The 26,490-nt window shown below is 72.5% G+C and carries 23 protein-coding genes; 11 read left to right on the top strand and 12 right to left on the bottom strand.

Translation table 11 applies throughout. From position 1 onward, the window contains the following. Positions 1-2 precede the first annotated feature (2 nt). The 4 genes from ACH4SI_RS04550 to ACH4SI_RS04535 form a co-directional block, all read right to left on the bottom strand. Positions 3-164 (bottom strand): DUF6760 family protein, encoded by a 162-nt coding sequence (locus ACH4SI_RS04550; RefSeq protein WP_398292537.1) that lies wholly within the window; start codon positions 162-164, stop codon positions 3-5. Continuing rightward, positions 161-661 carry a hypothetical protein gene (locus ACH4SI_RS04545; protein ID WP_398292535.1) on the bottom strand — a complete coding sequence of 167 codons (501 nt, stop codon included), beginning with the start codon at positions 659-661 and terminating at the stop codon, positions 161-163. The genes ACH4SI_RS04550 and ACH4SI_RS04545 overlap by 4 nt, the downstream gene beginning before the upstream one ends. Continuing rightward, a complete protein-coding gene (locus tag ACH4SI_RS04540) occupies positions 661-1,104 on the bottom strand; it encodes a phage tail protein (RefSeq protein ID WP_398292533.1) in 444 nt (147 codons plus the stop codon). The genes ACH4SI_RS04545 and ACH4SI_RS04540 overlap by 1 nt, the downstream gene beginning before the upstream one ends. A 66-nt stretch (positions 1,105-1,170) precedes the next feature. Continuing rightward, complete coding sequence (locus ACH4SI_RS04535; RefSeq protein ID WP_398292531.1) at positions 1,171-2,778, bottom strand: phage tail sheath family protein; 1,608 nt, start codon at positions 2,776-2,778, stop codon at positions 1,171-1,173. Between the two features lie 359 nt (positions 2,779-3,137). Here ACH4SI_RS04535 and ACH4SI_RS04530 point away from each other — a divergent pair, with 359 nt between their 5' ends. After that, entirely contained in the window at positions 3,138-4,484 is a 1,347-nt protein-coding gene (locus ACH4SI_RS04530; protein ID WP_398292528.1) for a ricin-type beta-trefoil lectin domain protein, read from the top strand. 37 nt (positions 4,485-4,521) lie between these two features. Here the strand turns inward: ACH4SI_RS04530 and ACH4SI_RS04525 are convergent, their stop codons facing one another. Beyond that, entirely contained in the window at positions 4,522-5,139 is a 618-nt protein-coding gene (locus ACH4SI_RS04525; RefSeq protein WP_398292526.1) for a LuxR C-terminal-related transcriptional regulator, read from the bottom strand. 325 nt (positions 5,140-5,464) lie between these two features. On the opposite strand from ACH4SI_RS04525, the gene ACH4SI_RS04520 reads away from it, so the two are divergent. Then, positions 5,465-7,009 carry a helix-turn-helix domain-containing protein gene (locus ACH4SI_RS04520; protein ID WP_398292523.1) on the top strand — a complete coding sequence of 515 codons (1,545 nt, stop codon included), beginning with the start codon at positions 5,465-5,467 and terminating at the stop codon, positions 7,007-7,009. Positions 7,010-7,082: 73 nt separating this feature from the next. Here the strand turns inward: ACH4SI_RS04520 and ACH4SI_RS04515 are convergent, their stop codons facing one another. The 4 genes from ACH4SI_RS04515 to ACH4SI_RS04500 form a co-directional block, all read right to left on the bottom strand. After that, the gene (locus tag ACH4SI_RS04515; RefSeq protein WP_398292521.1) at positions 7,083-9,194 is read right to left on the bottom strand and encodes an ATP-binding protein; all 2,112 of its coding nucleotides are present in this window, start codon (positions 9,192-9,194) and stop codon (positions 7,083-7,085) included. Further along, positions 9,191-9,811: a DUF4255 domain-containing protein gene (locus tag ACH4SI_RS04510; RefSeq protein ID WP_398292519.1), complete on the bottom strand. Its 621-nt coding sequence runs from the start codon at positions 9,809-9,811 to the stop codon at positions 9,191-9,193. Before ACH4SI_RS04510 ends, ACH4SI_RS04515 begins: the two co-directional genes overlap by 4 nt. A 150-nt stretch (positions 9,812-9,961) precedes the next feature. Continuing rightward, positions 9,962-11,257, bottom strand: a complete 1,296-nt coding sequence (locus ACH4SI_RS04505; RefSeq protein WP_398292517.1) for a hypothetical protein — start codon at positions 11,255-11,257, stop codon at positions 9,962-9,964. Positions 11,258-11,393: 136 nt separating this feature from the next. Next, complete coding sequence (locus tag ACH4SI_RS04500) at positions 11,394-12,677, bottom strand: SGNH/GDSL hydrolase family protein (protein WP_398292514.1); 1,284 nt, start codon at positions 12,675-12,677, stop codon at positions 11,394-11,396. A gap of 156 nt (positions 12,678-12,833) precedes the next feature. Between ACH4SI_RS04500 and ACH4SI_RS04495 the strand changes: the two genes are divergently transcribed. Together ACH4SI_RS04495 and ACH4SI_RS04490 are read left to right on the top strand one after the other, a co-directional pair. Next, positions 12,834-13,142, top strand: coding sequence for a hypothetical protein (locus ACH4SI_RS04495; RefSeq protein WP_398292512.1), 309 nt, complete (start codon positions 12,834-12,836; stop codon positions 13,140-13,142). Between the two features lie 174 nt (positions 13,143-13,316). Beyond that, on the top strand, positions 13,317-15,632 hold the full coding sequence (locus ACH4SI_RS04490) for a glycosyl hydrolase family 95 catalytic domain-containing protein (RefSeq protein ID WP_398293876.1): 2,316 nt from the start codon (positions 13,317-13,319) through the stop codon (positions 15,630-15,632). Between the two features lies 1 nt (position 15,633). On the opposite strand, the gene ACH4SI_RS04485 is transcribed toward ACH4SI_RS04490, so the two are convergent. Continuing rightward, a complete protein-coding gene (locus ACH4SI_RS04485; protein ID WP_398292510.1) occupies positions 15,634-17,277 on the bottom strand; it encodes a PucR family transcriptional regulator in 1,644 nt (547 codons plus the stop codon). A gap of 149 nt (positions 17,278-17,426) precedes the next feature. Between ACH4SI_RS04485 and ACH4SI_RS04480 the strand changes: the two genes are divergently transcribed. Next, a complete protein-coding gene (locus ACH4SI_RS04480) occupies positions 17,427-18,218 on the top strand; it encodes a class II aldolase/adducin family protein (protein ID WP_398292508.1) in 792 nt (263 codons plus the stop codon). Positions 18,219-18,237: 19 nt separating this feature from the next. Here ACH4SI_RS04480 and ACH4SI_RS04475 read toward each other — a convergent pair whose 3' ends face one another. Further along, positions 18,238-18,642 carry a DUF5997 family protein gene (locus ACH4SI_RS04475; RefSeq protein WP_398292506.1) on the bottom strand — a complete coding sequence of 135 codons (405 nt, stop codon included), beginning with the start codon at positions 18,640-18,642 and terminating at the stop codon, positions 18,238-18,240. A 73-nt stretch (positions 18,643-18,715) separates the two neighbouring features. On the opposite strand from ACH4SI_RS04475, the gene ACH4SI_RS04470 reads away from it, so the two are divergent. Next, positions 18,716-19,507 (top strand): LysR substrate-binding domain-containing protein, encoded by a 792-nt coding sequence (locus ACH4SI_RS04470; RefSeq protein WP_398292504.1) that lies wholly within the window; start codon positions 18,716-18,718, stop codon positions 19,505-19,507. Here the strand turns inward: ACH4SI_RS04470 and ACH4SI_RS04465 are convergent. After that, complete coding sequence (locus ACH4SI_RS04465) at positions 19,504-20,091, bottom strand: TetR/AcrR family transcriptional regulator (RefSeq protein ID WP_398292502.1); 588 nt, start codon at positions 20,089-20,091, stop codon at positions 19,504-19,506. The two genes, ACH4SI_RS04470 and ACH4SI_RS04465, sit on opposite strands and share 4 nt — an antisense overlap. Before the next feature lie 246 nt (positions 20,092-20,337). Between ACH4SI_RS04465 and ACH4SI_RS04460 the strand changes: the two genes are divergently transcribed. From ACH4SI_RS04460 to ACH4SI_RS04440, 5 genes are all read left to right on the top strand, one after another. Then, a complete protein-coding gene (locus ACH4SI_RS04460) occupies positions 20,338-20,937 on the top strand; it encodes a (2Fe-2S)-binding protein (RefSeq protein WP_398292500.1) in 600 nt (199 codons plus the stop codon). After that, positions 20,934-21,926, top strand: coding sequence for an FAD binding domain-containing protein (locus ACH4SI_RS04455; protein WP_398292497.1), 993 nt, complete (start codon positions 20,934-20,936; stop codon positions 21,924-21,926). Before ACH4SI_RS04460 ends, ACH4SI_RS04455 begins: the two co-directional genes overlap by 4 nt. Further along, positions 21,923-24,061: a xanthine dehydrogenase family protein molybdopterin-binding subunit gene (locus ACH4SI_RS04450; protein WP_398292495.1), complete on the top strand. Its 2,139-nt coding sequence runs from the start codon at positions 21,923-21,925 to the stop codon at positions 24,059-24,061. The genes ACH4SI_RS04455 and ACH4SI_RS04450 overlap by 4 nt, the downstream gene beginning before the upstream one ends. Then, positions 24,054-25,178 (top strand): XdhC family protein, encoded by a 1,125-nt coding sequence (locus ACH4SI_RS04445; RefSeq protein WP_398292493.1) that lies wholly within the window; start codon positions 24,054-24,056, stop codon positions 25,176-25,178. The genes ACH4SI_RS04450 and ACH4SI_RS04445 overlap by 8 nt, the downstream gene beginning before the upstream one ends. Positions 25,179-25,285: 107 nt before the next feature. Beyond that, complete coding sequence (locus ACH4SI_RS04440) at positions 25,286-26,404, top strand: hydantoinase/oxoprolinase N-terminal domain-containing protein (RefSeq protein WP_398292491.1); 1,119 nt, start codon at positions 25,286-25,288, stop codon at positions 26,402-26,404. Positions 26,405-26,490 lie beyond the last annotated feature (86 nt).

Genomic DNA, 26,490 nt, shown 5'->3' with positions numbered 1-26,490 from the left:
GGTCACCGGCTCCCCTCGGAGGCGCGGGCGACCAGCGCCGCGGCTTGCTCCACGTACCGGCCGCGGTCCCGGTGTTCGAGGTCGAGGATGTCCGCCATGCTCCAGTGGAAGTGGTAGGCGAGGTACGCGACCTCCTCGTGGATGCGCTCGGCCGCGTACGTCACGATTCCCCCAGGCGGCTCCCGGCCAGCTCGACCTCGAAGGACTCCTCGCAGTGCGGGCAGGCCACGGCCGCGCGGGTGTGGCCCTCGGCGTTGATCTGCCGGTAGAAGTCCTGGAGGAAGGCCAGGTCGGAAGCGAACATGTTCTCCACGGTGCCGTCGTGCACCACGGGAAGCGTGCCCAGCCGGGTGATGACCCGGCCGAGCAGCACCACGGACAGGTAGGCGGGGTTCTCCTGCACCCGCACGTCGCGCAGCGGGATCAGCTCGTCCCGTGCGGTGGCCAGGCGCATCGTCCCGGAGCGATGGACGGTGCCGCTCTCGTCCATGTAGCCGCGCGGCAGTTCGAAGGCGAACTCCGTCCGCAGCGCTTCCTGCTGAGCGGAAGGAGCGGGCTGGGCGGGCGCCTCGGCGGGGGAGGCCGGGTCGACCGGAAGCTCCGGGGAGGAGGGGGCGGCGGGGGCGGCCGCGGCCGCCCCCCTGGGTGCCGAGCGACGCATCACTCGATGACCAGTTCTTCGAAGACGATCGTGACCTGCTCGGTGAGCGCGGAGGCGTCCCCGGCCTTGACGCCACCGGCCTCGACCTTGCTGCACCAGGCGTTGCGCAGGTTGTACCGCTTCACCGGCGCGTTCTGGTAGTCCATCATGATGATGGAGGCGTTCTTCCGGGCGCTGCCCATGTTCCCCGAGATGGAGTTGTTGATCCACTGGGTGAACGCGGCGGAGGACGTCATACCGCGGGTGACCGTGCACTCACCGGCCTTCTTCACACCGGGCAGCTTCTTCGTGACGGGCTTGCCGTTGGCGGAGACCTGCTGGTATTCGATGACGTCCTGCTCGATGGACAGGCCGCTCACCTCCTGCAGGTACTCGACCATCACGCCGTCGATCTGCAGGCCGAAGTTGTGCGAGGTGAGGGCGTCACCGGGCTGGAGGGACATGCTGGGGCTTCCTCTGCTTCGTCGTGGGTGGGGCGGTGGGTGCCACGGCTCGTCGGCCGTCGGCCGTTACTCGTCGAGCTCACCGCCGCCACCGGAGAACTGGGCCAGCCGGAAGACCACGAACTCGGCGGGCTTCACCGGCGCGATGCCGATCTCGCAGACCACCCGGCCCACGTCGACGGACTCCTGCGGGTTGGTCTCCTCGTCGCACTTGACGTAGAAGGCCTCTTCCGGGCTCGCGCCGAACAAGGCGCCCTCGCGCCACTCGTTCACCAGGAACGCGGAGATGTTGCGCCGGATCCGGGCCCACAGCGCCTGGTCGTTGGGCTCGAACACCACCCACTGGGTGCCGACGAGGATCGACTCCTCCAGGTAGTTGAAGTACCGGCGCACGTTCAGGTACCGCCAGGCCGGATCCGAGGAGAGCGTGCGCGCGCCCCAGATACGGATGCCGCGGCCCGCGAAGGCGCGGACGCAGTTCACGCCGACGGGGTTGAGCAGGTCCTGCTCGCCCCGGGTGATCTGCAGTTCGAGGTCGACGGCGCCGCGCAGGATCTCGTTCGCCGGGGCCTTGTGCACACCGCGCTCGGAGTCGTTGCGCGCCCACACGCCGGAGATGTGGCCGCTCGGCGGGACGGTGCGGCCCTGGCCCGTGGACGGGTCGAAGATCTTGATCCAGGGGTAGTAGAGGGCGGCGTACCGGGAGTCGTAGCCCGCGGTGTCCTGCCGCCACTCGCGCACCTGGCGGGCGTTGAGCCCGGGGGGCGGGTCGATGACCGCCATCCGGTCGCCCATCTGCTCACAGTGCGAGATCATCGCGAGCTGGACGGCCTTGACGGTCTCCAGGTCCAGGGCTCCGCTCTGGTAGGCCGCCATCAGGTCCGGCGCGGCGACCATGCTGACCTCGTCCAGGGCCTCCAGGCCACCGAAACCGGTGCGGTCGGCGGGATCGCCGATGTACTGCGACGCGCTCGCGCTCCCCTCCTGCGCGGGCGCGCCGCCGCGCGCCGGCGCGGGGGCCTTGGCCTTCGCGGGAGCGGCCAGGACGGCGCTCTGCGCGTCGGGCCGGGCGAGTTGCCCGCCCTGCGCCGCCTCCTCCACGGCGATGAGCTTGGACCGCTCCTTGACCTGCGTGACGACGTAGGTGCGCGAGGTCTTCTTCGCGCTCACCTCGAACGTCTCGGCCGTACGGTCACCGTCCTTCACCGTGAGCGTGAAGCGGTCCGCGGGCCCGTCCCCCTCGGGGTGCGTCACCTCGACGCGCAGCGAGCCGTCCTCGCTCGCCGAACCGGCGGCCAGGGCCGCCACCTTGAACGCGCCGAGCGTGGCCGGCTCGCCCGCCGTGATCTGCGCGGGGGCGTTCTGGGAGGTGGCACCGCGCCCCTCGGCCGGAGTGCTCTGGCCGTCCGTGGCGCCGCCGACCCGCACCACATACGCCGCGGAGCCGCCGTTGTTGAAGAAGCCGTAGACGGAGTGCGCGAGGTAGTACCCGTCCGTGAACTCGCCGAACGCCGCCACGTACTGGGACCAGTTGGTGACCAGTGTGGGCTCGTTGAGCGGGCCTGTCGGTGCCAGCCCGACGAAGGCGGCGACGGATGTGCCCACCCCCTCGATGGGACGTGAGCCGCCGGCGACCTCCTCGACGTAGACGCCGGGGGACAGGTACGTGGGCATGCATGCTCCTTGAAGGACAAGGCGGTGTACGAGACTGCGCAGCCCAGCGTCGGTGTTCGGCGGACGCGGGGGGGGAGGGGTGGCCGTGCAGGGTCCGGGGCGGCGGCGGGCGTCCCCGAGGGAAGGAGCCGCTGCCCGGACGACGGCGGTTCGTCCTCGCGGCGGTGTGGACGAGGGGCCCGGCCCCGCCCCGCGTGATCACGGCCCCGCGTGATCACGGCGGCGGCCCCGGCCAGGGAGGGAGAGGCCGCGCCACCACGCCGAAGGCGCTCCGCTGCCCCTGTGGTCCCCGCGGGCTTCCCGCGGTGCTTCCCCCGCGTGCGGTGACGGCGCCGCCTCCGCCTCCTAGCGTGCGGGGCGTGAGCATCTGGACTTCCCTGGAACCCGAATCCACCCCGGTAGAGGCGGGTGGCAGCACCACGGTCACGCTGCGGCTGCGCAACACGGCGGACGTCGTCGAGGAGTACCGTGTCGTCCCCGTCGGGGACCCGAGCCTGTGGTGCTCGGTGGAACCGGCCACGCTGCGGCTGTACCCGGGGGCGACGGGGAGTGTGGAGCTGACCTTCTCCCCGCCGCGTTCGCCCGAGGCCCACGCCGGCGCGAACCCGTACGGCGTGCAGATCGTGCCGACCGAGAACCCCGAGCTGACGACGGTGGTGGAGGGCAACCTCACCATCGCGCCGTTCGTGGAGGCGAAGGCGGAGCTGCTGCCGCCCACCACTCGCGGCCGGTTCCGGGCGAGGCCCAAGCTGGCGGTGGACAACTACGGCAATACCAAGCTGACCGCTTCCCTCTCCGGCCGGGACCAGGGCAGCGCGCTGGAGTTCGACGTGCGGCCGGGCGCCGTGCAGATCGAGCCGGGCCGTGCGGCGTTCGTGAAGGTGGGACTGCGGCCCTCGAACATCATGTGGACGGGGCAGAAGGAGAGCCACGCCCTGACCGTCGCGGTGCAGCGGTCGGCCGCCACCCCGATCGATGTCGCGGGCACGTTCGTCCAGCGGCCGGTCTTCCCGCGCTGGCTGTTCAGCGTCGGGGCCTTCGCCCTCGTCCTCGCCGTGGCGTTCGTCGGGCTGTGGCTCGCGGTCGACCGGACTCCCGGCAGCAAGGCGCGGCAGGTCGCGGCCGCGACGCACGAGCCCGTGCACGAGGGCGACGACAAGGGCGGCGAGAGCGGCGACAGTGGCGACGACGGCGGCGACAAGAAGCAGGAGCTTCCGAAGACGCCCAAGACCACACCGCCCCCTCCCGCAGCCCCGGCGCCGGCCCCGCCACCGGCCGCGGGTGGCGACAAGAAGAAGGAAGAGCAGCCCAAGACGGGCACGATCGTGGGCGTGACGTCGAAGCGGTGCATCGACGTCCCCGGCAGCGCCGACCTCGACCATCTCCCGCAACTGCAGATCTTCGACTGCAAGCAGAACGGTCCGGACGGGCAGAAGTGGACCATGGAGAAGAACGGCACCCTGCGGTCGCTGGGCAAGTGCATGGACGCGGCAGGCGGTGGCCGGGAGAACGGCACGGCCGTGCAGCTCGCCCGCTGCAACGGGGAGCCGGCCCAGCAGTTCCAGTACACCAAGGAGCGCACCCTGGTGAATCCGCAGTCGGGCAAGTGCGTGGATCCCACCGGGGGCAAGGACGACAACCTGACGAAGCTCGAGCTGTTCGACTGCACCGGGCACGACAACCAGAAGTGGGACTTTTCCGCATGAGGGCCCCGGCCCTCGTGGCGAGTCCGCCCCGGGACCCTCAGATGTAGCCCTCGCGCAGCGCGTACGCCACCGCGTGCGCGCGATTGCGCAGGAGCTGCCGCGCCATCAGATCGTGCAGCACGCTCTTCACCGTGCGTTCCGAGTACGCCATCTTGGACGCGATCTCCCGGGTCTCCAGGCCCTCGGCCACCAGCCGCAGCACATCGACCTCACGGGAGGTCAGGCCGGTGGCCGGGGCGGAGGTTCCCTGTGAGGCGCTGCGTTGGAGTTGCCCGAGCCGCTCCAGCAGCCGTCCGAGGAGGTCGGGCGGAAGGTCGCCGTCCCCGCGGTGGGCCGAGCGGACCACGCGGGACAGGCGTTCCCCGGTCGCCTCGTGCCGCCACAGGATGGCGGACACCCCGCACTCCACCACGGTGAGCAGGTCCGCCTCGCGCAGGCCGCGGGCGACGAGGACCACGCGGGCCCCGTTGCGGACCAGGCGGCGCAGTGTGCCGAGGATCTCCTCGTCGAGGGACTCCACCAGCAGCACCGCCACCGATGCGTCGCCTCGCGCCTTCACCTCGACATCCGGCTGGTGGCGGATGAGTTCCATCGCTCCGGCCCGGGACACCGGGTCCGCGGCGTGGACCGCCACCTCGATGGGCGGTGACGTCATATGTGTCGACATCGCTCCGTTCACTCTCCCCGTTTGTTGTTGTGTTTCCACTCGGATCGAGTCCCGTGGCCCTGCCGGGACATGGCCAGGCAACCACATGGGCACTACAACGAGCAGGCAGTGCGACCGGCAGTCTGCGGCAGAAAACCGCAGATGACTGCCGGTCGGCGTGGTGCGTCAGGGGAGGCGGCATGTGATCGCGTTACGCTCACGAGAACTCACCTGTTCGGTGGGACGAACACCGGCGAGGTGTCAGCAAATCGTCGCGACGGGGTGGGATGAGGGACACATGGTCGGGCACGAACGCACAGGGGGACACGAAGGGATGAGGGCCGGGGGAGCGGGCGCGGCACGCGTGCCCCTCGGCGACATGGTCCGTGAGTGGCGTGAGGCCGTCGGTCTCACCCAGCGGGAACTCGCGGAGGAAGCGGGCGTCAGCGTCCGCGGGCTTCGCGACATCGAGAGCGGCCGCAGCCGCAGCCCCCAGCGAAGAACCCTGCGCATGCTGGCCGACGCGCTGAGTCTCGACGAGCGGGAGTACCGCGCCCTGACGGGGCGGCGGAACGCGCCGGACGTGCCCGAACCCGCCGCCCCTTGCACCCTTCCGGGCCGGTTCGCCGGCTTCACCGGCCGCACCGCCGAGCTGCGCACCGTGCGCGACCTCGCCGAGCGCGCGTCCGGCGGCGGGCTGGCCGAGACGGCTGCCTGTGTCGTCTCGGGTCAGCCGGGCACCGGCAAGAGCACGCTGGCCGTACGGGCCGCCGAGGAGGCCGCGCCCCTGTTCCCCGATGGACAGCTGGCGCTCGACCTCGGGGGCACGCGCGACGCGCCGCCGAGCCCGGAACGTCTGCTGGGCTCCCTGCTCCGGGCGCTGGGACTGCCCGCCGAGCACATTCCCGCCGACGGGGCGGAACGGGAAGCGCTGTACCGGTCGGTGACCCGCGAGCGGTCGGTCCTCGTCCTCCTCGACGACGCGGCGGACGAGGCCCAGGTGCGCCCCCTGCTACCGGTGGGGTCGCGCAGTTTCGCCCTGGTCACCTCCCGCCGCCCGCTCAGTGGCCTGCATGGCGTCGTCCGTCTGCGGCCCGGCCCGATGACCCCGGAGGAGTCCCACGACCTGCTGCGCCAGGGCGTGGGCGGCGCCCGGCTCCGGGCCGAACCCGGCGCTGCCCGGGACCTCGCGGAGTTGTGCGGACATCTGCCCCTCGCGCTGCGCATCGTGTCCAACCGGCTCGCGGCGCGACCCTCGTGGGGCCTGGCTCCGCTCGCCGAGGAGCTGCGCGACGAAGGGCGGCGGCTGACCCGGCTGCGCTCCGGCGACTTGGAGGTCTCCGCCGCGTTCGCGCGCTCCCGCCACAAGCTCAGCCCGGTTACGCGGACGGTTTTCGACCGGCTCGGCCTCGTCCAGATACCGGACTTCGACGCCTGTGTGATCGCGGCGGCCGCCGGGTGCGACCGGCGCAGCGCGGTGGCGGCGCTGGAAGAGCTGGCGGACCTGGGGCTCGTGGAGCCCGCCACCACGTCCGGCCGGTACCGGCTCCACGACCTGCTGCGCCTCTACGCCCGCGAGCGACTGGCCGAGCCCGGCACCGCGGCCCTGCGCATGGCGTTACACGGGTACCTCCGGCGGCTGCTGGCGGCGGGCATGTCCCGCGAGGCCCACGCCGAGGAGATCGCACTGGCCCGCCGCTGGCTGAGACGGGAACAGGCGCATCTCGTCGCCGCGGCGGACCATCACGCCGGTGCACCGCCCCCGCTCCCGGAAGAGCGCTCCGCACCGGGCGCCGCACCAGGGGCTGTACCGGGGATCGCATCGGCGGGCGCCGCATCGGGCAGCGGACCCGCTCGTACCCGTGCCGCCGCCGTGTAGACACGGCCCGGGGCGGTGTGCGGGGTCCATCGGACGGCCGCACCGCTGAGCGCATGCTGTCGGGCCCCAAAGGTCAGTACAGGGCGCCACCGCTCACGACCAGGCGTCCCGCCTTCCGGTACTCGCGCCGCGCGCCCTCCAGCAGGTCGTCCGTGCTCAGCGGGCCGCCGCGGGCGGCCGCGAGGTAGCCCGCGGTGACCGCCGCTCCGCGGATGCCGCCGCCCGCCAGCTCGAACTCGGCCGCGCAAGCCCGCAGCTCCAGATCCGGCGCACACGGGGCGTCCTTCAGGAAGCCCCGCCACAGGGCGAGGCGGTGTTCGGCGTCGGGGAACGGGAAGTCGACGACGAGATCGAGGCGCCGAGTGAACGCCTCGTCGATGTTCCCCCGGAAGTTGCTGGTGAGCACGGCGATGCCGTCGAAGGATTCCAGACGCTGGAGCAGGTACGCGCTCTCGAGGTTCGCGTACCGGTCGTGCGCGTCCTTCACCTCACCGCGCTTGCCGAACACCGCGTCCGCCTCGTCGAACAGCAGGACGGCGTCGGTCCGGTCGGCCTCCGTGAAGACACGTTCGAGGTTCTTCTCGGTCTCTCCGATGTACTTGTCCACGAGCGCCGACAGGTCCACGACGTAGAGGTCGAGCCCCAGTTCGGCGGCCACCACCTCCGCCGAGAGCGTCTTTCCCGTCCCCGAGTCACCCGTGAACAGGGCCACCACACCGCGTCCGCGCCCGCCGCCGGGGCGCAGCCGCCACTCCCGCAGGACCCGGTCCCGGTGCCGCGCCCGGGACACCAGCTCGTGCAGCCGCTCCAGCGGCTCGGCGGGCAGCACCAGGTCCGACCAGTCCACGCCGGGCTCCACGCGCCGGGCATGGCGTTCGAGGGCGGGCGCGGACTGCTGGCGCGCCGCACGCTGCACGTGGTCGGCGGTCAGCCGCCCGCCGTCCAGCGCGGCGAGCCCCCGCGCGGCCGTCACCGCGCGCCCGGCCCGTTCCGGGTCGAGGCGGTAGGCGGAGACGGCGGACGCGAGATCGAACCCGGCCGTCTCCTCCGCCGGGACCGCGTCCGCCCAGGCGTCCGGGGCCGCCCCGGTGTCCGGGGCGTCGAAGGGCGGTACGGGCACGGAGGTCCAGCCGGGGTCGAACGGGTGCGGGCCGAACAGCACGACGGGCACCGGCACCGCCGCGGGCCCGTCCGAAGCATCGCCGGGCGCCGCGGCGCACAGCGCCCGCACCAGCGCCCCCGCCTCCCGCGGAAGCGGCCCCGCCACCACGCCCGCACCCCGCAGTCGCGCTTCCCGCAGCAGCGGACCGACCAGCGCCGCCACCTCATCGGCGGTCCGGGAGGACGGATCGAGACGCAGCACGGGCAGCCCGGCGCCGTTCAGCGCCGAGATCACCGGCCCTGACACCGCAGCGGGCCCGGTCTCGCGTACGTGGACCACTGCCGGGAGGGACGCGGAGCCCTCGTCCCTGACCCGCGCGGCCAGCCCGGCAAGCCGGGGGAAGAACCCCTCACCGGAGGCGCGCTGCCGCTCCCGCCCCCCGCCGGGGGCGTCGAACGCCTCCACGGCGCCGAGCAGTTCCCCGGTCGGGGCGTCGTCCCCGAGCAGATGGGCGACCACCCGCTCCGACACCCTCAGCGCCCGTCCGGGCAGCGGCCGGTCCTCGTCGGCGACGTCCAGCAGCCGGTGCCGCAGCAGCGGAGCGGAGGGGTGGAAACGCGCCCGGGCGGCGGCCGAGTGCGCGGGCAGCCCCGCGAGTTCGACGGCGAGGGAGACGCAGGCGCGCCGGCGGCCCACGTCGTCGTTGAGGTAGCCGTACAGCGGCTCCAGCGACCGGTCCACCTCGGGCGCGGCGGCCACCAGCAGGATGTGCACGTCCAGCGGCAGCAGCCCGAACCGCTCCGCCACCTCGGCCACCCGGTCCCGCCCCGCGTGCTCCTCGCCCCCGGCCTGCCCGCGCAGGACCGGTGCGTAGGCGTCGTCGTCCGCCACCTGCTCCCGCACCGGCGGCGCGTGCAGCAGGTGGTGGGCCGCCTCGGGCGAGACGTACAGGCCCCGCATCGGGTCGCCCGCCGTGGGGTCGCCCTCGCCGCGCCGCGCCACGAGCGCCGCGATCCGCTCACGCAGCAGCGCCAGCCGCGACAGCAGCGGACCGGCCGGATCGGTACCCGCGGCCGCCGTCATGGCAGCTCCGTGCGGGGGCCGGTGCGCAGGGCCGAGTCGTCCGGAGAGCCGGTCGTGCTGCGGACCCGGACCCCTGCCTGGGTGACCGGGGGAGCGGCCTCGAACTCGGGCGACACCGGGAACGGGGTCGTCACGACCACGTCCAGGGACGGCTTCAACTCTCCTCCCAGGGCGGACCAGATGTCCGCGATGGAACGCGACTCCGCCGGTGGTACCGCCGCGCTCACCGGCACCGGGACGCCCAGCTCGGCCAGCACGCCGCCCAGCGCGTCCGGTGGAAGGAACTCGTTGCGCAGCAGACACGCCAGTACGGCCGACAGCAGCCGGTGCTCGTCCTGCGGGTTGGCCGTCCACGCCGTGACCAGGTAGGAGAGCCGGAACCACCGGTAGGGCTGCCGGTGCCTGACCACGACACCGCGATCGTCCCGCAGCGCCATCGGGCCCCGCTCGCGGCGTGACAGCTCCTCCCGGATGTCGTACAGATATGCGTTGACCGCGGGCCCGGTGCGCCGCGCGGCCCAGTCCTTGGTGGGCGCGTCCAGGACCAGTTCGGCGCCCGAACCCGACAGTGGTGAGCGGAGGAGGCCGCGCATCGCCTCATCGATCTCGTGGATCACGTGCTGCCGCTCCTCGTGCCGGTGGTACGTCCTGCCCCCCCCCGGACCGTGGCACCGGTCCGCGGGCAGCCATCCTGCGGGACCTCCACGGGGTTCACCATGTGCGCACGTTCCCCATCGGGGGCAGCGGCCGGTGTCCCCGCGTGCGGCTCACGTCGTCGTTTCGGCCGTGCGCACCGGGCGGCGGTCCTCGGCACGCTGCAGGGCACGGAAGTCGTCGAAGAAGCCATAGCTCCGCGCGGGCTTCCCGTCCTCGCCCTCCTTGACGGTCAGGTTGGAGTACAGGCTGTTCAGCAGCCACGGCTGCTTGCCGGGCCCGAAGTCCTTCACCATCGCCGGTGCCTGCGCCACGCCGTAGGTGGCCACGGCGAGCTGTCCCGTGTCACGGAACTTCTTCATCTGGTTCCGCAGGTAATGCTTGTGGGTCTCGTACCACGGACTCATGGACAGGAAGTCCTGCCACTTCGCTTGCGAGAAGGGGAGCTCGGTCGCCTGCTTGATGACCTGCCACACCTTGGTGTCCGCGGGCAGCTGGTACCGCCGGGCGAACTCGGCGGGGATGGTGTCGCGCAGGTGCTGCTCCCACCACAGGACCAGGGAGAACTCGGTGACCAGGAACTTCTGGTCGTGGCGGAGCGTGGGAAGGATGTAGTCCAGGTACTTTTGCGAGTCCTCGATGGCAGCTACATGCGGGTGGATGTCCACGCCCTCGATCTCCGGGGTCTTCCGGGTGAACTCCATCCACCGATCGGTCGCCGGTGTACGCCAGTCGGGCCTGTCGAGATGGTTGAGGGAGCCCATGTACAGCCGTGTCCGGCAGCGCTTCCCGAAGTGCTTCTTTCGGTACGCGATGACGTGCTGCGCGACCTTCTCGTAGAAGGCGTTCAGCGTCCCGTCGTCGTGGTCCTTCTTCAGGCTCTCGATGAAGGGCTCGTTGGCGAGCGCGAGGATGTCCGCCTTGTCCATGGCGGCGTCCAGCACCTTGTCCACCCGCGCGAGTTCGGCGTCCATCTCCGAGCTGTCCACGGCGGGCATCGGGCGGTGGTTGTAGGGGAACTTCAGCGACAGGATCGTGCCGTACCCCTTGTCGTGCGCGCTCAGAAGCGCCTTGATCGCGGCCTGTTGTCCGGCGGCGGTCTCGTCGAGCTGCGGCATGGGCACGAAGCCGCGCAGCCAGCCCGCGGAGAGGCCCTCCAGCATGGAGAAGTCCATGGTGGAGGGGTCCTCGTTGAAGTTGGCGCCCAGGGCGCCGCTCGGGACGACGGCCCGGTGCCCGGAGGTGTTCCCGGTGCTCTCGCCCTTCCCTCCGGTGCCCTCGCCCTTCGCCTCGGTGTCCTTACAGCCCGCGGTGAGGAGGGCCGCACCGGAGACGCCCAGGAACCACCGGCGCGACAGCCGCCCCTGCCCACTGGACGTCCCGGCCTCGACCGTGCGGTCGGTCTGCATGCGCATGCTCCTGATTCGCCGTTCGTTCGCTCGTCCTCCGCCGACAGGCGCAGGACCCTCCAGTGGTAGGGGACGGGAACGAGGGACGACAAGGAACGCGGGGGCGGCCACGCGGGCAACGGGCGCTGCCCCGCATTCAGAGGAAGAGGCGCAGTGGAAAGGCGTCGGCGATCACGCGGTAGCCCTCGGGGTTGAGGTGCAGATGGTCGCCCGTGTCGAGGTCCGGGCGCAGCCGTCGCGGATCGGCCGGGTCCCGGGTCGCCCGGTCCAGATCGACGACCGCGTCGAAGCGGCCGCTGGTCCGTACCCAGTCGTTGACCCGCTGCCGTGTCGCTTCGCGGTGGCCGGCCGCGTCGTCGTAGGGGGTGTTGCCGCCGAACGGCGTGAGGGTGGCGCCGTAGACGCGGATCCCCTGCGCGTGGGCGCGCACGATGATCTGGCCGTAGGCGGCGATGAGCCGGTCCGCGACGTCCCGCTGGGCGTCGGGGGTGGTGGGGGCGGTCCCGATGTCGTTGATGCCCTCGAAGACGACCAGCGAGGTGACACCGCTCTGCGCCAGGACGTCGCGGTCCAGCCGGGCCAGGCCGTTCGGGCCGAGACCGTCCTGGAGGATCCGGTTCCCGCCGGCCGCCTGGTTGAGCACCGCGGTATCGGCCGTCCTGTGGTCGGCGCGCAGACGGGCCGTCAACTGGTCCGTCCAGCGGTCGTTGTGGTTGCTGGTGGAGCCGCGTCCGTCGGTGAGCGAGTCGCCCAGCACGGCGGTGGCCCTGGTGCGCGCCGGTGACCACACCTCGATGCCGCTCAGGAAGTACCAGTGTTCGACCGAGGCCGCGCCGCTCAGGTCCGCCGCGTCGACCTGGTCGCCGCGCACCATGTGGGAGGCGGTGCGCGAGCCGGGGTGGGAGGTGAGGGCGGTCGACTGCTGTCCGGCGGCCAGGTACACCGTCACGGTGAGGTTCGAGCCCGCGGGCAGCCGGAAGTCCAGCGGATCGGAGACCATCAGGGCGCCCGTCGGCACCGTCGTGGCGGGGCGCCCGTCGAAGGTGACGGGCCGGGAAGTGCCCGGTTCGATCCCACTCGCGCCGGCCCTGCCGCCCGCGGGAAGGGCCACGGAGACGCGGGAGAGGGGCAGGGGCGCCCCGCCGAAGGCGTTGGAGAAGCGGAGCCGCAGGTGGCGGCCGCCCACCGAGACATGAACGGTCTGCCGCAGGGTGCTGTCGGCGAACACCACGCCGTCCTGGGTGTACGGCGGGGGCGGCATGTTGCCCGGCTCGGTCAGCTGCGGCATGGACGTCCACGTCCCCACCCAGTGGCTGCCAGGACCGGGCCCGCTTCCCTCGTCGGCCGACGCGCCGCCCGTCCGGCTCCGCGCGGCACCCTGGGCGATGGACACCAGCGCCACGACGAGGAGAACCGCCACCGGCGGACCAAGTCTTCGAAGAATTCCTCGCACTGCAACGTCCTCTCCATCAGGGGGACTTGACGCACCGACCCTGCCCACTGGAGCGCCGAGGTACCCCAGCTACGATCGGTACGTCGATGATCCCCCTCCGGGGGCTTCGCAAGGAGGACGCTCATGCCTGTACCGGCTACGGCCCGCCGCACCGACACGCCCGCCGTCGCGCTCGGGCCCACCGCCGTGGTCCTCGGTGTCTTCTCCGTCGTCGGTGTCCTCGCCATCGTCGGTGTACTGCCGTCCCTCCTGCTGTCCTTCACCCTCCCCCTGGTGCCCATCGCGGGGGGCCTCGCCGTCGCCCTCGGTGTCATGGGCATCCACCACGCCCGCCGGGGCGCGGGCCGTCTGTGGACGGCCATCGCCGGAACCGCTCTCGGCGGTCTCGGCTTCGGGGGCGTGGTCGCTCTCCTCTTCATGGTCAGCGTCTGAGAGATCGGTTGACTGGCACCCCTCTCGTCGCGATGCGATCGCGCACGCCTCATTCACCTGCGCATATGAAACGCGTCCAGTTCCGATACGTCGGAGGTCTTCCCTAGCTGCTCCAACCCCTGCACCATGCCGGGTAGTTCATCACCAGGCATGGGAGGCACATACGTGACCCCGATGACAGGGAACGGGATCTCTCGAAGAGGTGTGATCGGCTCGGCGGCCGCCGTCGGCACCGCGGGCTTACTGACCGGATCCGCCACCGCCTGGGCCGCGCCCCAGCACTCGGGCGGGTCGGAGGACACGGCCGAACGCATGGCCAGGGCCGCGGCGCTGCGGTGGCGCCGGATGCCCGGCGACTGGAAGGACGGCCCGTTCCTCGCCAACGGACTCCTCGGCGCGCAGGTCTACCGGGGCGCGACGCCCAACTCCGTGAAAGTCATGGTCAGCCACAGCCAGGTGCAGGACCAGCGACCGCAGTGGCGCGCCCCGTACGGCTTCTCCCGGCTGCCCATCGGCCACTTCGACCTCACCCTGGCCGGCGAGGTGACCGGCGTCGACTGGACCCTCGACCTCTGGGACGCCGAGCTGCGCGGCACCGTCACCACCACCCGGGGCAGCGTCCGCTTCTCGATGCTGGTGCACAACGCCCGTACCGCGCTGCTGATCTCCACCCGGCCCAGCGCGGGCGAGCGGGAAGCGGCCTGGTCGTTCACGTGGCTGCCCGCCGCCTCGCCGCGCACCAAGGACAAGCCCGCCGACTACACGGGCAACCCCGACCCGCGCACCGGCTCCGCGGGGGACACCGGATACGTGGAGCAGCCGCTCGTCGCGGGCGGCGGGTGGACCACCGCCTGGCGCGAACGGCGCGTCGGCACCGGCAGGCTGCTGGCCGCACACATCGTCTACCGGTACCCCGGCGACCTGTCGCGCACCACGGAGCTGGCCGTCGCCGAAGTGGCCCGCACACTGTCCGCGGACCCCGACGGCCTGGTGCGCGAACACCGCGCCTGGTGGCACCGCTTCTACCGGCGCAGCCTGCTGTCCGTACCCGACAAACGCCTCCAGGACTTCTACTGGATCCAGCTCTACAAGGCGGCCTGCGCCACCCGGGCCGGCGGGCCCTCGATGTCCGAGTGGGGGCCGTGGTACCCGGAGACCGGCGGCAGCTGGACCGCCGTCTGGTGGAACCTCAACGTGCAGATCGCCACCTGGCTGATCCAGGGGTCCAACCACCTCGAACTCGACTCCGTCACCTCCACCTTCAAGGACTTCGAGAAGAATCTGCCGCTCTCGGTCCCGCCGGAGTACCAGGACGGGCAGACCTACGCCCTCGCCCACCCCTCCGACTGGATGCTGCGCCCCGGCGCCAAGACCGTCGGCATCCCCGGCACCGCCACCAAGACCGACAACAACGGCAACCTCATCTGGGCCATGCACAACGTCTGGCTCAGCTACCGGCACACCATGGACACCCGCATCGTGCGCGACGTCCTCTACCCGATCCTGGTCAAGGCGGTGAACTTCTACGACCACTTCCTCCACGAGGGCTCCGACGGAAAGCTGCACCTGCCGCTCACCCGCTCACCCGAGTGGGCGGACGCCGAGGACTGCACCTACGACCTCTCCCTGCTCCGCTGGGGCTGCGCCACGCTCCTGGACTGCCTGCGGATCCTCCGTACGGACCATCCGCGCGCCGCGCGCTGGCGCGAGATCCTGAAACGCCTGGTGGACTACCCGCGCGACGCGACCGGCGTCATGATCGGCGCCGGGAAACCGCTCACCGAATCCCACCGCCACTTCTCCCACATGCTGTGGCTGTATCCGCTGCACGAGCTGGACCGGGACCGGCCGGGCGACCGGGACATCATGCGGACCACCTTCGACCACTGGATCAAGGACCGTGCCCTGTGGGCCGGTTACAGCTACGCCGCCGCCTCGTCGATGGCCTCGCGGATGAACCGCCCCGAGGAGGCCCTCGACTTCCTCACCTTCTTCACCGGCGGCAACGTCATCAACAACGCCTGGATGACCCCGAACACCATGTACGTCGAGGGCGGAAACCTCGGCATCGAGAGCCCCCTGACGGCGACGCAGTCGGTGCTCGACATGGCCGTGCAGAGCCACGGCGGCGTCGTTCGGGTCTTCCCCTCCGTGTCGCGGCGCTGGCCCGACGCTTCGTTCCAGTCCCTGCGTGCCCAGGGCGCGTTCCTCATCGACGCCGACCGGTCGGGCGGCCGCACCCGGTGGGTGCGCGTCCACAGCGAGGCGGGCGCGCCACTGGTGCTGGACCACGGCATCCGCGGTGCCGTGGACGTAACGGACGAGCGCGGCCGGCGGCTGCGGTACCGGGAGACCGGGCCGGGCCGGATCGAGATCCCGCTCGGCCGGGAGGGGACGGCGCTCGTCGCCCCGCGCGGCGCCCATCCGGACCCGGGGCCGCGCGACGTACCGGCCGTCGGCGACGCCGAGCCGTGGGGGCTCCCGGACTGAGCTATCCGTCCCCCTCGCCGGAATGCCACTCCAGGGCGAACCAGAGTTCCATGCGGACGGCCGGGTCCTGGAGGTCGGCGCCGAGGAGGTCGGCGACCCGCGTCATGCGGTGGCGCACGGTGTTGCGGTGGACCTGTAGCTCGGTGGCCGTACGGTCCCAACTGCCGTGAAACGTCAGCCAGGTGCGCAGGGTGCCCAGCAGTACGGAGCCACCCGGCGTACCGGCCCCGTCGAACGCGGCGAAGCGGGCCCGGGCGAACTCGCGGGCGGCGGCGGGCGGGACGAGGCTGTGCACGGCCGGCGCCGTGGCCTCGTGCACGACGGCCGCCGCACCGGCGGCGATCGCGCGTTGCAGCGCCTGCCCGGCTTGGGCGTCGGCGCGGGGCAGCTCGTCCGCGGGGGAGGGGCTGCTGAAGCCGAGGGTCCACCCGAGGGCGCCGGCCTGCGCGGGCGCGGCCGCGCGGGTTCCCGGTGCGCCGGGGACGAGGGCGCGCAGGGCCGGGCCGTCGATGTGCACGTACGGGGTGCCGAGGGCCGTGCCGAGCGCGGCGAGCTGTGCGGGGTCCGCGCCCGGCCGGGGCGCTCGCGCGGGCCCGCGGGGATCCTGCCGACCGTGCACGACGACCCAGTGGTCGTGCGCCGGGTGTTCCGAGGGTACGAGGGCGGGTGCCACCTCGGCCGGGGTGGCACCGAGCATGAGCCGTACGAGGGCTCCGACACCGTGGCTGTCGGTGCTCAGGGCGTGCCGAGGGCTGGTGAGCAGGGCCAGCAGGACGGTCGCCGTGCTGGTCACCTGGCGGTGGACCAGCGACGGGGCGGTGGCGGCGGCCTGGCCGAGGGCCAGTGGCGTGGTGGTGCCGTCGGCGCCGGGCAGCGTGTGTACGGTCAGATGCACACCGTCGTGGTGGTCGGCCGCCGCCGCGGGAGGCGGCGGCCCGCCCGCGGCCCGGCCGGTGGCGGGGCGGGCGGCCGTACGGGCGGTCGTACGCACCGCGAGGTCGCGCAAGCGGCCGGGGGCGGGCTCCGGGGGGCGCCGGCCCGCGCGGAACAGCTCGTTGCCCTGGCCGTCGAAGAGGACCGCCCAGGTGCCGGTGTGGGTGCTGAGCTGGGTGAGTACGGCCTGCAGCGCGTCCGGACGGGCGGCGGCCGACGCGAGGGCCGACTGCGCTCGGGAGATCGTCTTCAGATCGCGGTTGCGGGCCTCGGCGATGGCGGCGTAGGTCGCCCGGCCCACGGCGACGAACGGGGTGTGGCGCGGCAGCCGCAGCAGCGGCAGCCCATGGCGGTCGCACGCGGCGATGAGAGCGGCCGGCACCTCCTCGTGCACCGGGGCGACACCGAAGCCGAGGGCGGCGACCCCGGCGGCCACCACCTGCGCCACGTAGGTGTCGACGCCGTCCGCGTCCTGCGGCAGCCGCACTCCGGCGGTGAGGAGGAGTTCGCCGCCGACCAGGTAGGGCGTGGGGTCCTCGATCTCGGTGGTGCCGACGGTCCCGATGCGCCGGTCCTCGGCGGGGCCCGCGACCTGGCGCAAACCCAGCGAGGGGTCGGCGAGCAGCACGCCGAGGGGGACGGACGCCTCATCGGCGGCCTCATCGGCGGCCGGGTCGGCGCCCGTCGTACGGCATGGTTCGCGCTCGATCACAAGGCAGGGATCCTCTCATCCTCCGGCCCCGCGCCGGGGTGTCGGATTCGTCCAATGGACGGCCGCCCATCGGCCGAATCCTCGGGTTCAGCGCCAGTGTGCACCTGGATAGCGTCATGTATCACCCCACGACCGAAGGAATTGACTCAGTGACCGCTTCGCCCCGCCGCACCGACCAGGCCGCCGGGAACACCTCCGCGGAGGAACGACGGCTGCGCCGCGAGCTCGCCGCGGTCTACCGCCTGGTGGCGCACTTCCGGATGACCGACCTGATCTTCACGCACATCAGCGCCCGCGTGCCCGGCCCCGAACAGCACTTCCTGATCAACCCCTACGGTCTGCTCTTCGAGGAGATCACCGCGTCGAACCTGGTCAAGATCGACCTGTCCGGCCACCCGGTCGAGGAGACCCCTCACCCCGTCAACCCCGCCGGGTTCGTCATCCACAGCGCCGTCCACGCCTCCCGGGCCGACGCCCACTGCGTCCTGCACACCCACACCAGGGCGGGCTGCGCCGTCGCCGCCCAGGAGGACGGCCTGCTGCCGCTCAACCAGATCTCGATGGAGTTCTACGGCAGGCTCGGGTACCACGACTACGAGGGCGTCGCCCTCAACCTCGCCGAACAACGACGGCTCGTCGCCGATCTCGCCGGCCACCCGGCGATGATCCTGCGCCACCACGGCCTGCTGACCGTCGGGGAAACCCCCGGCCAGGCGTTCCTGCGCATGTACTACCTGGACAAGGCGTGCGAGATCCAGGTCGCGGCGACGGCCGGGGGCGCGAAACCGATCACCCCTCATCCGGACATCTGCGAGCTGACCGCCCGTCAACTCGGTGGTGAGGACGAGAGTTCCGACCTCCGGGACGACAAGGCGTACGACCTGGCCTGGTCGGCGATGCTCCGGCTCGTCGAACGCATCGCGCCCGACTGCAAGGACTGAGAAAGGACGGAGAGAAGGGTCAGGAGTGCGGCTGGCCGGACTCGGCGGCGCGCTCCGCCTTCTTCTCCTTGATCCGCGCCGCTTCCTTCCGCACCTCGGCCTGGGTGGCGCGCTCCTTCTCCAGCCACTCGGGCCGCTCCGCCTTCAGGGCGTCGATCTGCTCGGTGGTGAGGGGGTCGGTGATGCCGCCGCGCGCGAGACCCGCGATGGAGGTGCCCAGCTTCGCCGCGACCACCGGCCGGGGGTGCGGGCCGTTGCGGCGCAGCTCCCGCAACCACTCGGGGGGATCGGCCTGGAGGGCGTTCAGTTCGGCCCGCGAGACGACACCCTCCTGGAACTCGGCGGGGGTGGCCTGGAGGTACACACCCAGCTTCTTCGCCGCGGTCGCGGGCTTCATCGTCTGGGTGGTCTGGTGCGACTTCATGGTGTCAAGGGTATCGAGCGCGTAGGCGGCCCCGGACCACGGCCCGGGGCCGTGCGACCGGTAGCCTGGCGGGGTGACAGGCTCGGAAGAATCCCCTTCGTTCCGGCTCGCGTACGTCCCGGGGGTGACGCCCGCCAAGTGGGTGCGGATCTGGAACGAGCGCCTGCCCGACGTCCCGCTCGCCCTCGTCCCGGTGACCGCCGCCGAAGCGCCCGAGGTGCTGCGCGACCGCGGCGCCGACGCGGGGCTCGTGCGGTTGCCGGTCGACCGTACGGTGTTCAGCGCGATCCCCCTCTACACCGAGACCACGGTGGTCGTGGTGCCGAAGGACCACGTCGTGGCGGCGGTCGACGAGGTGTCCGCCGACGATCTGGCCGAGGACATCGTGCTGCACCCCCTCGATGACGTGCTCGGCTGGGAGCGGCCGCCGGGGCGGCCCGCGATCGAGCGCCCCGCCACGACGGCGGACGCCATCGAGCTGGTGGCGGCCGGGGTGGGGCTGCTGGTCGTGCCGCAGTCGCTCGCCCGGCTGCACCACCGCAGGGATCTCACGTACCGGCCGGTCACGGACGCGCCCGAGTCGAGCGTCGCGCTGTCGTGGCCGGAGGACGCGACCACCGACCTGGTGGAGGACTTCATCGGGATCGTCCGCGGGCGGACCGTCAACAGCACCCGGGGCCGCACGCCGCCCCCGGCGCAGCCGAAGCGCAAGCCCGCGGCGGGGAAGACGGCCTCCGGCAAGGCGGCGGGCAAGACAGCGGCGGGCAAGCCGGGGTCCGGCAAGGCGGCCGGGAAGAACCCGCGGGGCCGTTCCGCGGCCCCCAAGAGCGGCGGCAGGCGCGGCAGGCCCCGCCGCCGTTCCTAGCCGGGTCCGGGGCCCGGCGCGCCGGAGCGCAGGCCGTCCATGACCAGGTCCAGAAGCCGTCCGGCGCGTGACTGCCAGTCCCCGTGCGGATCGATCTGCCAGAGTCCGGCGATGGCGAGCATGAAGTCGTCGGGGGTGACCCCCGGACGGATGGTCCCGGCCTCCTCGTTCGCCGTCAGCAGGAGCGTGACGGCCGAGGTCAGCGGGCCGCGTGCCAGGTTGACCAGGCCGCCGTGCGCGCTGGTGGCCTTGTGCAGCGCGGCGGCCAGGCCCGCCTTGGTCATGGCGTACTGGGCGAGGCGGTCCATCCACTCCCGCAGCGCCCGGTCCGGTGCGCGGGTCCGGAGCAGCTGGGCCGCGGCGTCGGCGACCTGCTGCACCTCGTAGCGGTAGACCTCCAGGACAAGGGCCTCCCGGTTGGGGAAGTTGCGGTAAAAGGTGCCCTGCCCGACGCCCGCCTTCTTCGCGATCGTGCTCAGTGGGGCGCACGCCGAGCGCGTCAGCTCCACCAGGGCCACTTCCAGGATGCGCTCGCGATTCCGTTGCGCGTCCGAGCGCAGTGGGTTGTCCTTCCGCTCCCGCACTCGTCCTCCTCTCGGGAATCGCCGCCGGGCCGCCCTTGTTCGACCGGACAGCTGTCCGATAGATTCAAAGCCACCGGACAGCTGTCCGCTTAGAGCTACCATAGCGACCGGCGCCTGGCCAGAGCGAATGGCCGGGTGCCGGTCGCCACCGTTCGTTCTGCCCGGACCTTCCCGGGACCTCCCGCACCGTCGTCTGCCCCGATCATCTCGCTCGACGCGCACCAGCTACGCGAAAGAAGGCTGATCATGGCCCCAGCCCCCTCGACGTCCAGCGCCATCACGCTGAACATCAACGGCGAGAAGCACACGCTGCCCGTCGACCATCGCACCACCCTGCTCGACGCCCTGCGCGAACGCCTCGATCTGACCGGCACGAAGAAGGGATGTGACCAAGGTCAGTGCGGCGCCTGTACCGTGCTGATCGACGGTCGCCGAGCCGTCTCGTGTCTCCAGCTCGCGGTGGCCGCCGAGGGGCGTGAAGTCACCACCATCGAAGGCGTGGCCGACGGGGAGGACCTGCACCCGGTGCAGCAGGCGTTCCTCGACCTGGACGGCTACCAGTGCGGCTACTGCACCCCCGGGCAGATCTGCTCGGCCATCGCCGTGATCGAAGAACACGCGGCGGGCTGGCCGAGCGCCGCGACCCAGGATGTGAAACCCCAGGCGGAAGTGCAGCCGCTCACCGCGGAGGAGATCCGGGAGCGGATGAGCGGCAACCTGTGCCGATGCGGCGCGTACGTCTCGATCGTCGAGGCGGTCGCGCGGGCGGCGGAGGCCGCGCGGCCCGGCGGCTCGGGCGACGGAATCGACGGAATCGGCGCGGCGGAAGCGGGAGCAGCGGTATGAGGGAATTCGGATACGAGCGCGTGCACGACGTCTCCGGGGCGGTGGCCCTGCTCGGCGACGACCCCGACGCGCGCTACCTCGGCGGCGGCACCAACCTCGTCGACCTGATGAAGACCGGGGTGGAGCGCCCTGCGCGGCTCATCGACGTGCGTGACCTGCCCCTGGACCGGATCGAGGCCACGCCGGAGGGGGGTCTGCGGATCGGCGCGACCGTCACCAACAGCGACCTCGCCGCCCACCCCGACGTCCGTACGCGCTACCCGGCGCTGGCCCAGGCCGTGCTGGCCGGAGCCTCCGGCCAGCTGCGCAACATGGCCACGGTCGGTGGGAACCTGCTCCAGCGCACCCGCTGCGGCTACTTCACCGACACCGCCAAGCCGTGCAACAAGCGGATTCCCGGCAGCGGTTGTCCCGCCGTCGAGGGCGAGAACCACAACCACGCGATCCTCGGCGCCTCCGAGCACTGCGTGGCCATCCACCCCTCGGACATGGGCGTGGCGCTGACCGCCCTCGACGCCGTCGTCCACTACGAAACGGCGGGCGGGCCGGGCGAGTTGTCGTTCGGCGAGTTCTATCTGCCGGTGGGGGACACCCCGCACCTGGAGACCGCCCTGCCGCCCGGCGCGCTGATCACCGGCATCACGCTGCCGCCCACCCCGGTCGCGGCCCACTCCCGCTACCGCAAGGTGCGCGAGCGCGCCTCCTACGCGTTCGCCATCGGCTCGATCGCCGCCGCCCTCGACATCCGGGACGGTGTCGTCCAGGAAGTGCGCCTCGCCTTCGGCGCGGTGGCGTCCCGGCCGTGGCGCGCCCGCGAGGCCGAGCGGGTGCTGACCGGGGGCCCGGCGACCGGCGAGGCGTTCGCCGCCGCCGCGGACGCCGAACTGGCGGCCGCCGAGACCCTGCCCGGCAACGGATACAAGGTGACGCTGATGCGCAACCTCGTCGTGGCCATACTGACCGAACTCTCCGAGGAGGCCGTCCGATGACCACGACGACCGGAACCGCCGCCGTCACCCCGTCCGTCGGAGCCGCGCGCACCCGCGTGGAAGGCCGGGAGAAGGTCACCGGAGCGGCCCGCTACGCCGGTGAGATCCCCTTCGCCGACCTGGCCCACGGCTGGCTGGTGGTGTCCACCATCGCCCGTGGCCGCATCCGCTCGGTGGAGTCCGAAGCCGTCGAGGCGATGCCCGGCGTCGTCACCGTCCTGCACCACGGGAACGCGCCCCAGGTCGACGGCGAGTACGTCGGCCTGCTGGGGAAGCCCGACCCGACCGTCACGCTCTTCCAGAACGACCGGGTGCCGTTCGTGGGCTGGCCGGTGGCGCTCGTCGTCGCGGAGACGCCGGAGCAGGCCAGGGAGGCTGCCGAGGCGCTGGTCGTCCACTACGACGAGGAGCCGCACGACGTCGCGTTCTCCGCCGGGCACCCCGGTGCGCACAAGCCGGAGGACGCCGGGGCCGAGACCGAGAAGGGGGACCTCGAGGCCGGGCTCGCCGCGGCGGCCACCGTCGTGGACGCGGAGTACACCACTCCGGAAGAGCACCACGCCATGATGGAGCCGCACGCGGCCACCGCCCGCTGGGAGGGCGGCCGGCTGGAGATCGTCGACTCCAACCAGGGCAGCATGTGGGTGGCCGACGAGCTGACGAAGATGTTCTCCCTCGACCCGGGCACGGTGCGGGTGAGGTCCGAGCACGTCGGCGGCGGCTTCGGCTCCAAGGGGCTCCGCCCCCACCAGGTGGCCGCGGTGATGGCCACGACCGTCCTGCACCGCCCGGTCCGGGTGGTCCTGACGCGCCGCCAGATGTTCTCCATCACCGGCTACCGCAGCCCCACGGTGCAGCGGGTCCGGCTCGGCGCCGACGCGGACGGGCGGCTGTGCGCGTTCGACCACCAGGCCCTCAGCCTCACCTCGACCGTGCACGAATTCATCGAGCGCAGCGCCGACTACGGGCGCGCCATGTACGACGCCGACGCGCACCACACCGTCAACCGCGTGGTGGCCCTCGACGTGCCGACGCCGACCTTCGTGCGCGCGCCGGGCGAGGCCCCGGGCTCGTTCGCGCTGGAGTCCGCGCTCGACGAACTCGCCGAGAAGTGCGGCCTGGACCCGATCGCGCTGCGGGCCCGCAACGAACCCCAGGCGGGCCCCGTATCCGGGCTGCCGTTCAGCACCCGCAGGCTGATCGACTGCTTCGAGGAGGGCGCCCGCCGGTTCGGCTGGGCGGACCGCGACCCGCGTCCCGGGCTGCGCCGCGAGGGCCGCTGGCTGCTCGGGACCGGCACGGCGGCGGCCACGTTCCCCTCGAACGCCATGCCGTCCACGGCGGCCGTGACCGCCGAGGTGGACGGCACTTTCACGGTCCGGATCACCGCGGCCGACATCGGGACCGGCGCCAGGACCGCGCTGACCCAGATCGCGGCGGACGCGCTGGAGGTGGAGCCGGGCCGCGTCCACATGCGGATCGCGGACAGCGACTTCGGCCAGGCGATGATCGCCGGCGGCTCCATGGGCACCCGCTCCTGGGCCTGGGCCGTCACCTCCGCGGCCAAGGAGCTGCGCGAGCAACTGGCCCTCGGCGGCGGCATCCCGGAGCAGGGCATCACCGCGCGGTCGAACACGGCCGAGGCCATCGGCGCCCTCGCCCAGAAGGAACGGCACTCCTACGGAGCGCAGTTCGCCGAGGTCGCCGTGGACACCACCACGGGCGAGGTCCGCGTGCGCCGCATGCTCGGCATCTTCGCGGCGGGCAAGATCGTCAACCCCCTGACCGCGCGCAGCCAGCTCCGCGGCGGCATCGTCTGGGGCCTGTCCATGGCGCTGCACGAGGAGGCGGTCAGGGACCGGGCCTTCGGCGGCCACGTCGGCCCCGACCTCGCGGGCTACCACGTCGCCGCGCACGCCGACGTGCCGCCCATCGAGGTGGGCTGGGTGGACGACCCGGACCCGGACGACCCGGTCGGCATCAAGGGCATCGGCGAGGTCGGGATCGTCGGAGCGGCGGCGGCGATCGCCAACGCCGTCTGGCACGCGACCGGGGTACGCCACCGGAACCTGCCCATCCGTCCCGACCGCGTCCTGCTGGCGGGCACCGCCCCGGGTGGGGACGGGGATGCTTGACATCGCCGCCGAGCTGAACCGGTGGGTCGAGGAGGGCCGGGACTTCGCCGTCGCCACCGTCGTGGCCGTCGGTGGCAGCGCGCCGCGGGGTCCCGGCGCCGCCCTCGCCGTCGACGGCGAGGGCACGGTCATCGGCTCGGTCTCCGGCGGGTGTGTGGAGGGGGCGGTGTACGACCGCTGCGTCCAGTCGCTCCAGGACGGCGAGACGGTCCTGGAGCGGTTCGGATACAGCGACGACGACGCCTTCGCGGTGGGGCTGACCTGCGGCGGGGTGCTGGAGGTCATGGTCACGCCGGTGCGGGCGGACGCGCCGGGCCGGACGGTGTTCGCGGCGGCCCTCGCGGCCGCCGCCCGCGGGGAGACGGCCGCGGTCGCCCGGGTGTCCCGGGGCCCGGCCGAACTCCTCGGCCGGGCGCTGTTCGTCCGCCCCGACGGCTCGTACGAGGGCGGCCTCGGCGGCGCTCCGGAGCTGGACCGTACGGCGGCGGACGAGGCGGGCGCACTGCTGGCCGCGGGCCGCACCGGCGCGTTCACCCTGCCGGAGGATCCTGGTCCGACGGTGTTCGTCGAGTCGAGCGTGCCGCCGCCCCGGATGATCGTCTTCGGTGCGGTGGACTTCGCCTCGGCGCTGGCGCGCACGGGCAAGTTCCTCGGCTATCACGTGACCGTGTGCGACGCCCGCCCCGTCTTCGCCACCCGGGTGCGCTTCCCCGAGGCCGACGAGATCGTGGTCGACTGGCCGCACCGCTATCTGCGGAGCACGGCGACCGACGGCCGCACGGTGCTGTGCGTGCTCACCCATGACGCCAAGTTCGACGTTCCGCTGCTGGAGGAGGCCCTGCGGCTGCCGGTAGCGTTCGTCGGCGCGATGGGTTCGCGCCGCACCCACGAGGACCGCACCCGCAAGCTCCGCGAGGCCGGTCTCACCGACCGTGAACTGGCCCGGCTGCGCTCGCCGATCGGCCTCGACCTCGGCGCCCGTACGCCCGAGGAGACCGCCCTGTCCATCGCGGCGGAGATCGTCGCGGCGCGGCGGGGTGGCACGGGCGTGCCGCTGACCGGCTCGGGGACGCCCATCCACCACGACGGGGAGGCGGGGGCACACGTGGCCGCGTGACTCCTGGGCACCCGATGAAGATCATCTCTGGTTGACAGCGATCCGGCGTGACGGAAAGGCTCGTCACGTCGTGTATCGCCTGAATGCCACGGAGTGATCCTTCCCGGATGCCTTCGTACTACGTGGCTTCCGATATCGGTGGCACCTTCACCGACACCGTCGTGATCGACGGCACCGGACGCGTCGGCCGGTACAAATCCTCCACCGTTCCCGACAACCCCGCCGAAGGGGTGCTGGGCACCCTGGTCGACGCCGCCGAGGAGCGCGGCGTCGACTTGGGCGAACTGCTCGCGGACGTCGAGATGTTCGCCCACGGCACCACGATCGCCACCAACGCCATGCTCGAAGGCCGCACCAAGAAGGTCGGCCTGATCCAGACCCGTGGCTTCGGGGACACCCTGACGACCATGCGCGGGTTCAAGGGGACCGGACTCGAAGAGGAGGAGATCAAGCGGTTCCGCACGCTGGTCAAACAGCCTCCGGCCGTGCCCCGTTCGCTGACCGAGGAGGTCACCGAGCGCATCGACTACGCGGGCCGGGTCGTGTGCCCGCTGGACGAGGACGACGTGCGGCGCGCCGTGGCGCGGCTGCGGGACGCCGGGGCCGAGGTGTTCGCCGTCTCGCTGCTCTGGTCCTTCGCCAACGACGCGCACGAGCGCCGGGTCGGCGAGATCGTGGCCGAGGAGGTGCCCGGGGCGAGCGTCACGCTGTCGAGTGAGTTCCTGCCGCGGATCGGGGAGTACGAGCGCACCCTGACCACCGCGGTCAACGCGGGCCTGCGCCCGCTGCTGGGGGCGTCGCTGGACAGCTTCGAATCCACCCTGGCCACGGCGGGCCTGCGGACCGGACCGCTGCTCATGCAGTCGGGCGGCGGGCTCGCGACCTTCGCCGAGGCGGAGAAGCGCGCGGCGGCGGCCGTGATGTCCGGGCCGGTCGGCGGGGTGGTCGCCTCCCAGTCCCTGGGCAGCCGCGACCAGCACCGCAACATCGTCACCACCGACATGGGCGGCACCAGCTTCGACGTCGGGCTGGTGCTGGACGAGCGTCCCGTCATGTCCCACACCACCCGTCGGCTTCGCATGCGGCCCGGTCACCGGCGACGGCGTGAACGCCCTGGTCGAGCGGTTCATCGACACCTACGAGGGCCGGTTCGGCAAGGGCTCGGCGTTCCGTACGGGTCCACGACGCGCTCACCGCCGTCGCCTACGTCTGCCCGCACTGTGTGACATCCCTGTGGGTCGACACGGAGCCGGTCGCGGGCAAGCCCTGGCGGGACTTCGCGCAGCGCGCCTGAGCGGGGTCTCCTGAGCGG

It is taken from the genome of Streptomyces sp. NPDC021212 (genome assembly GCF_044332925.1).
In the GTDB taxonomy this organism is placed as follows: Bacteria; Actinomycetota; Actinomycetes; order Streptomycetales; family Streptomycetaceae; genus Streptomyces.
This window is presented reverse-complemented; position numbering and strand designations above follow the sequence as displayed.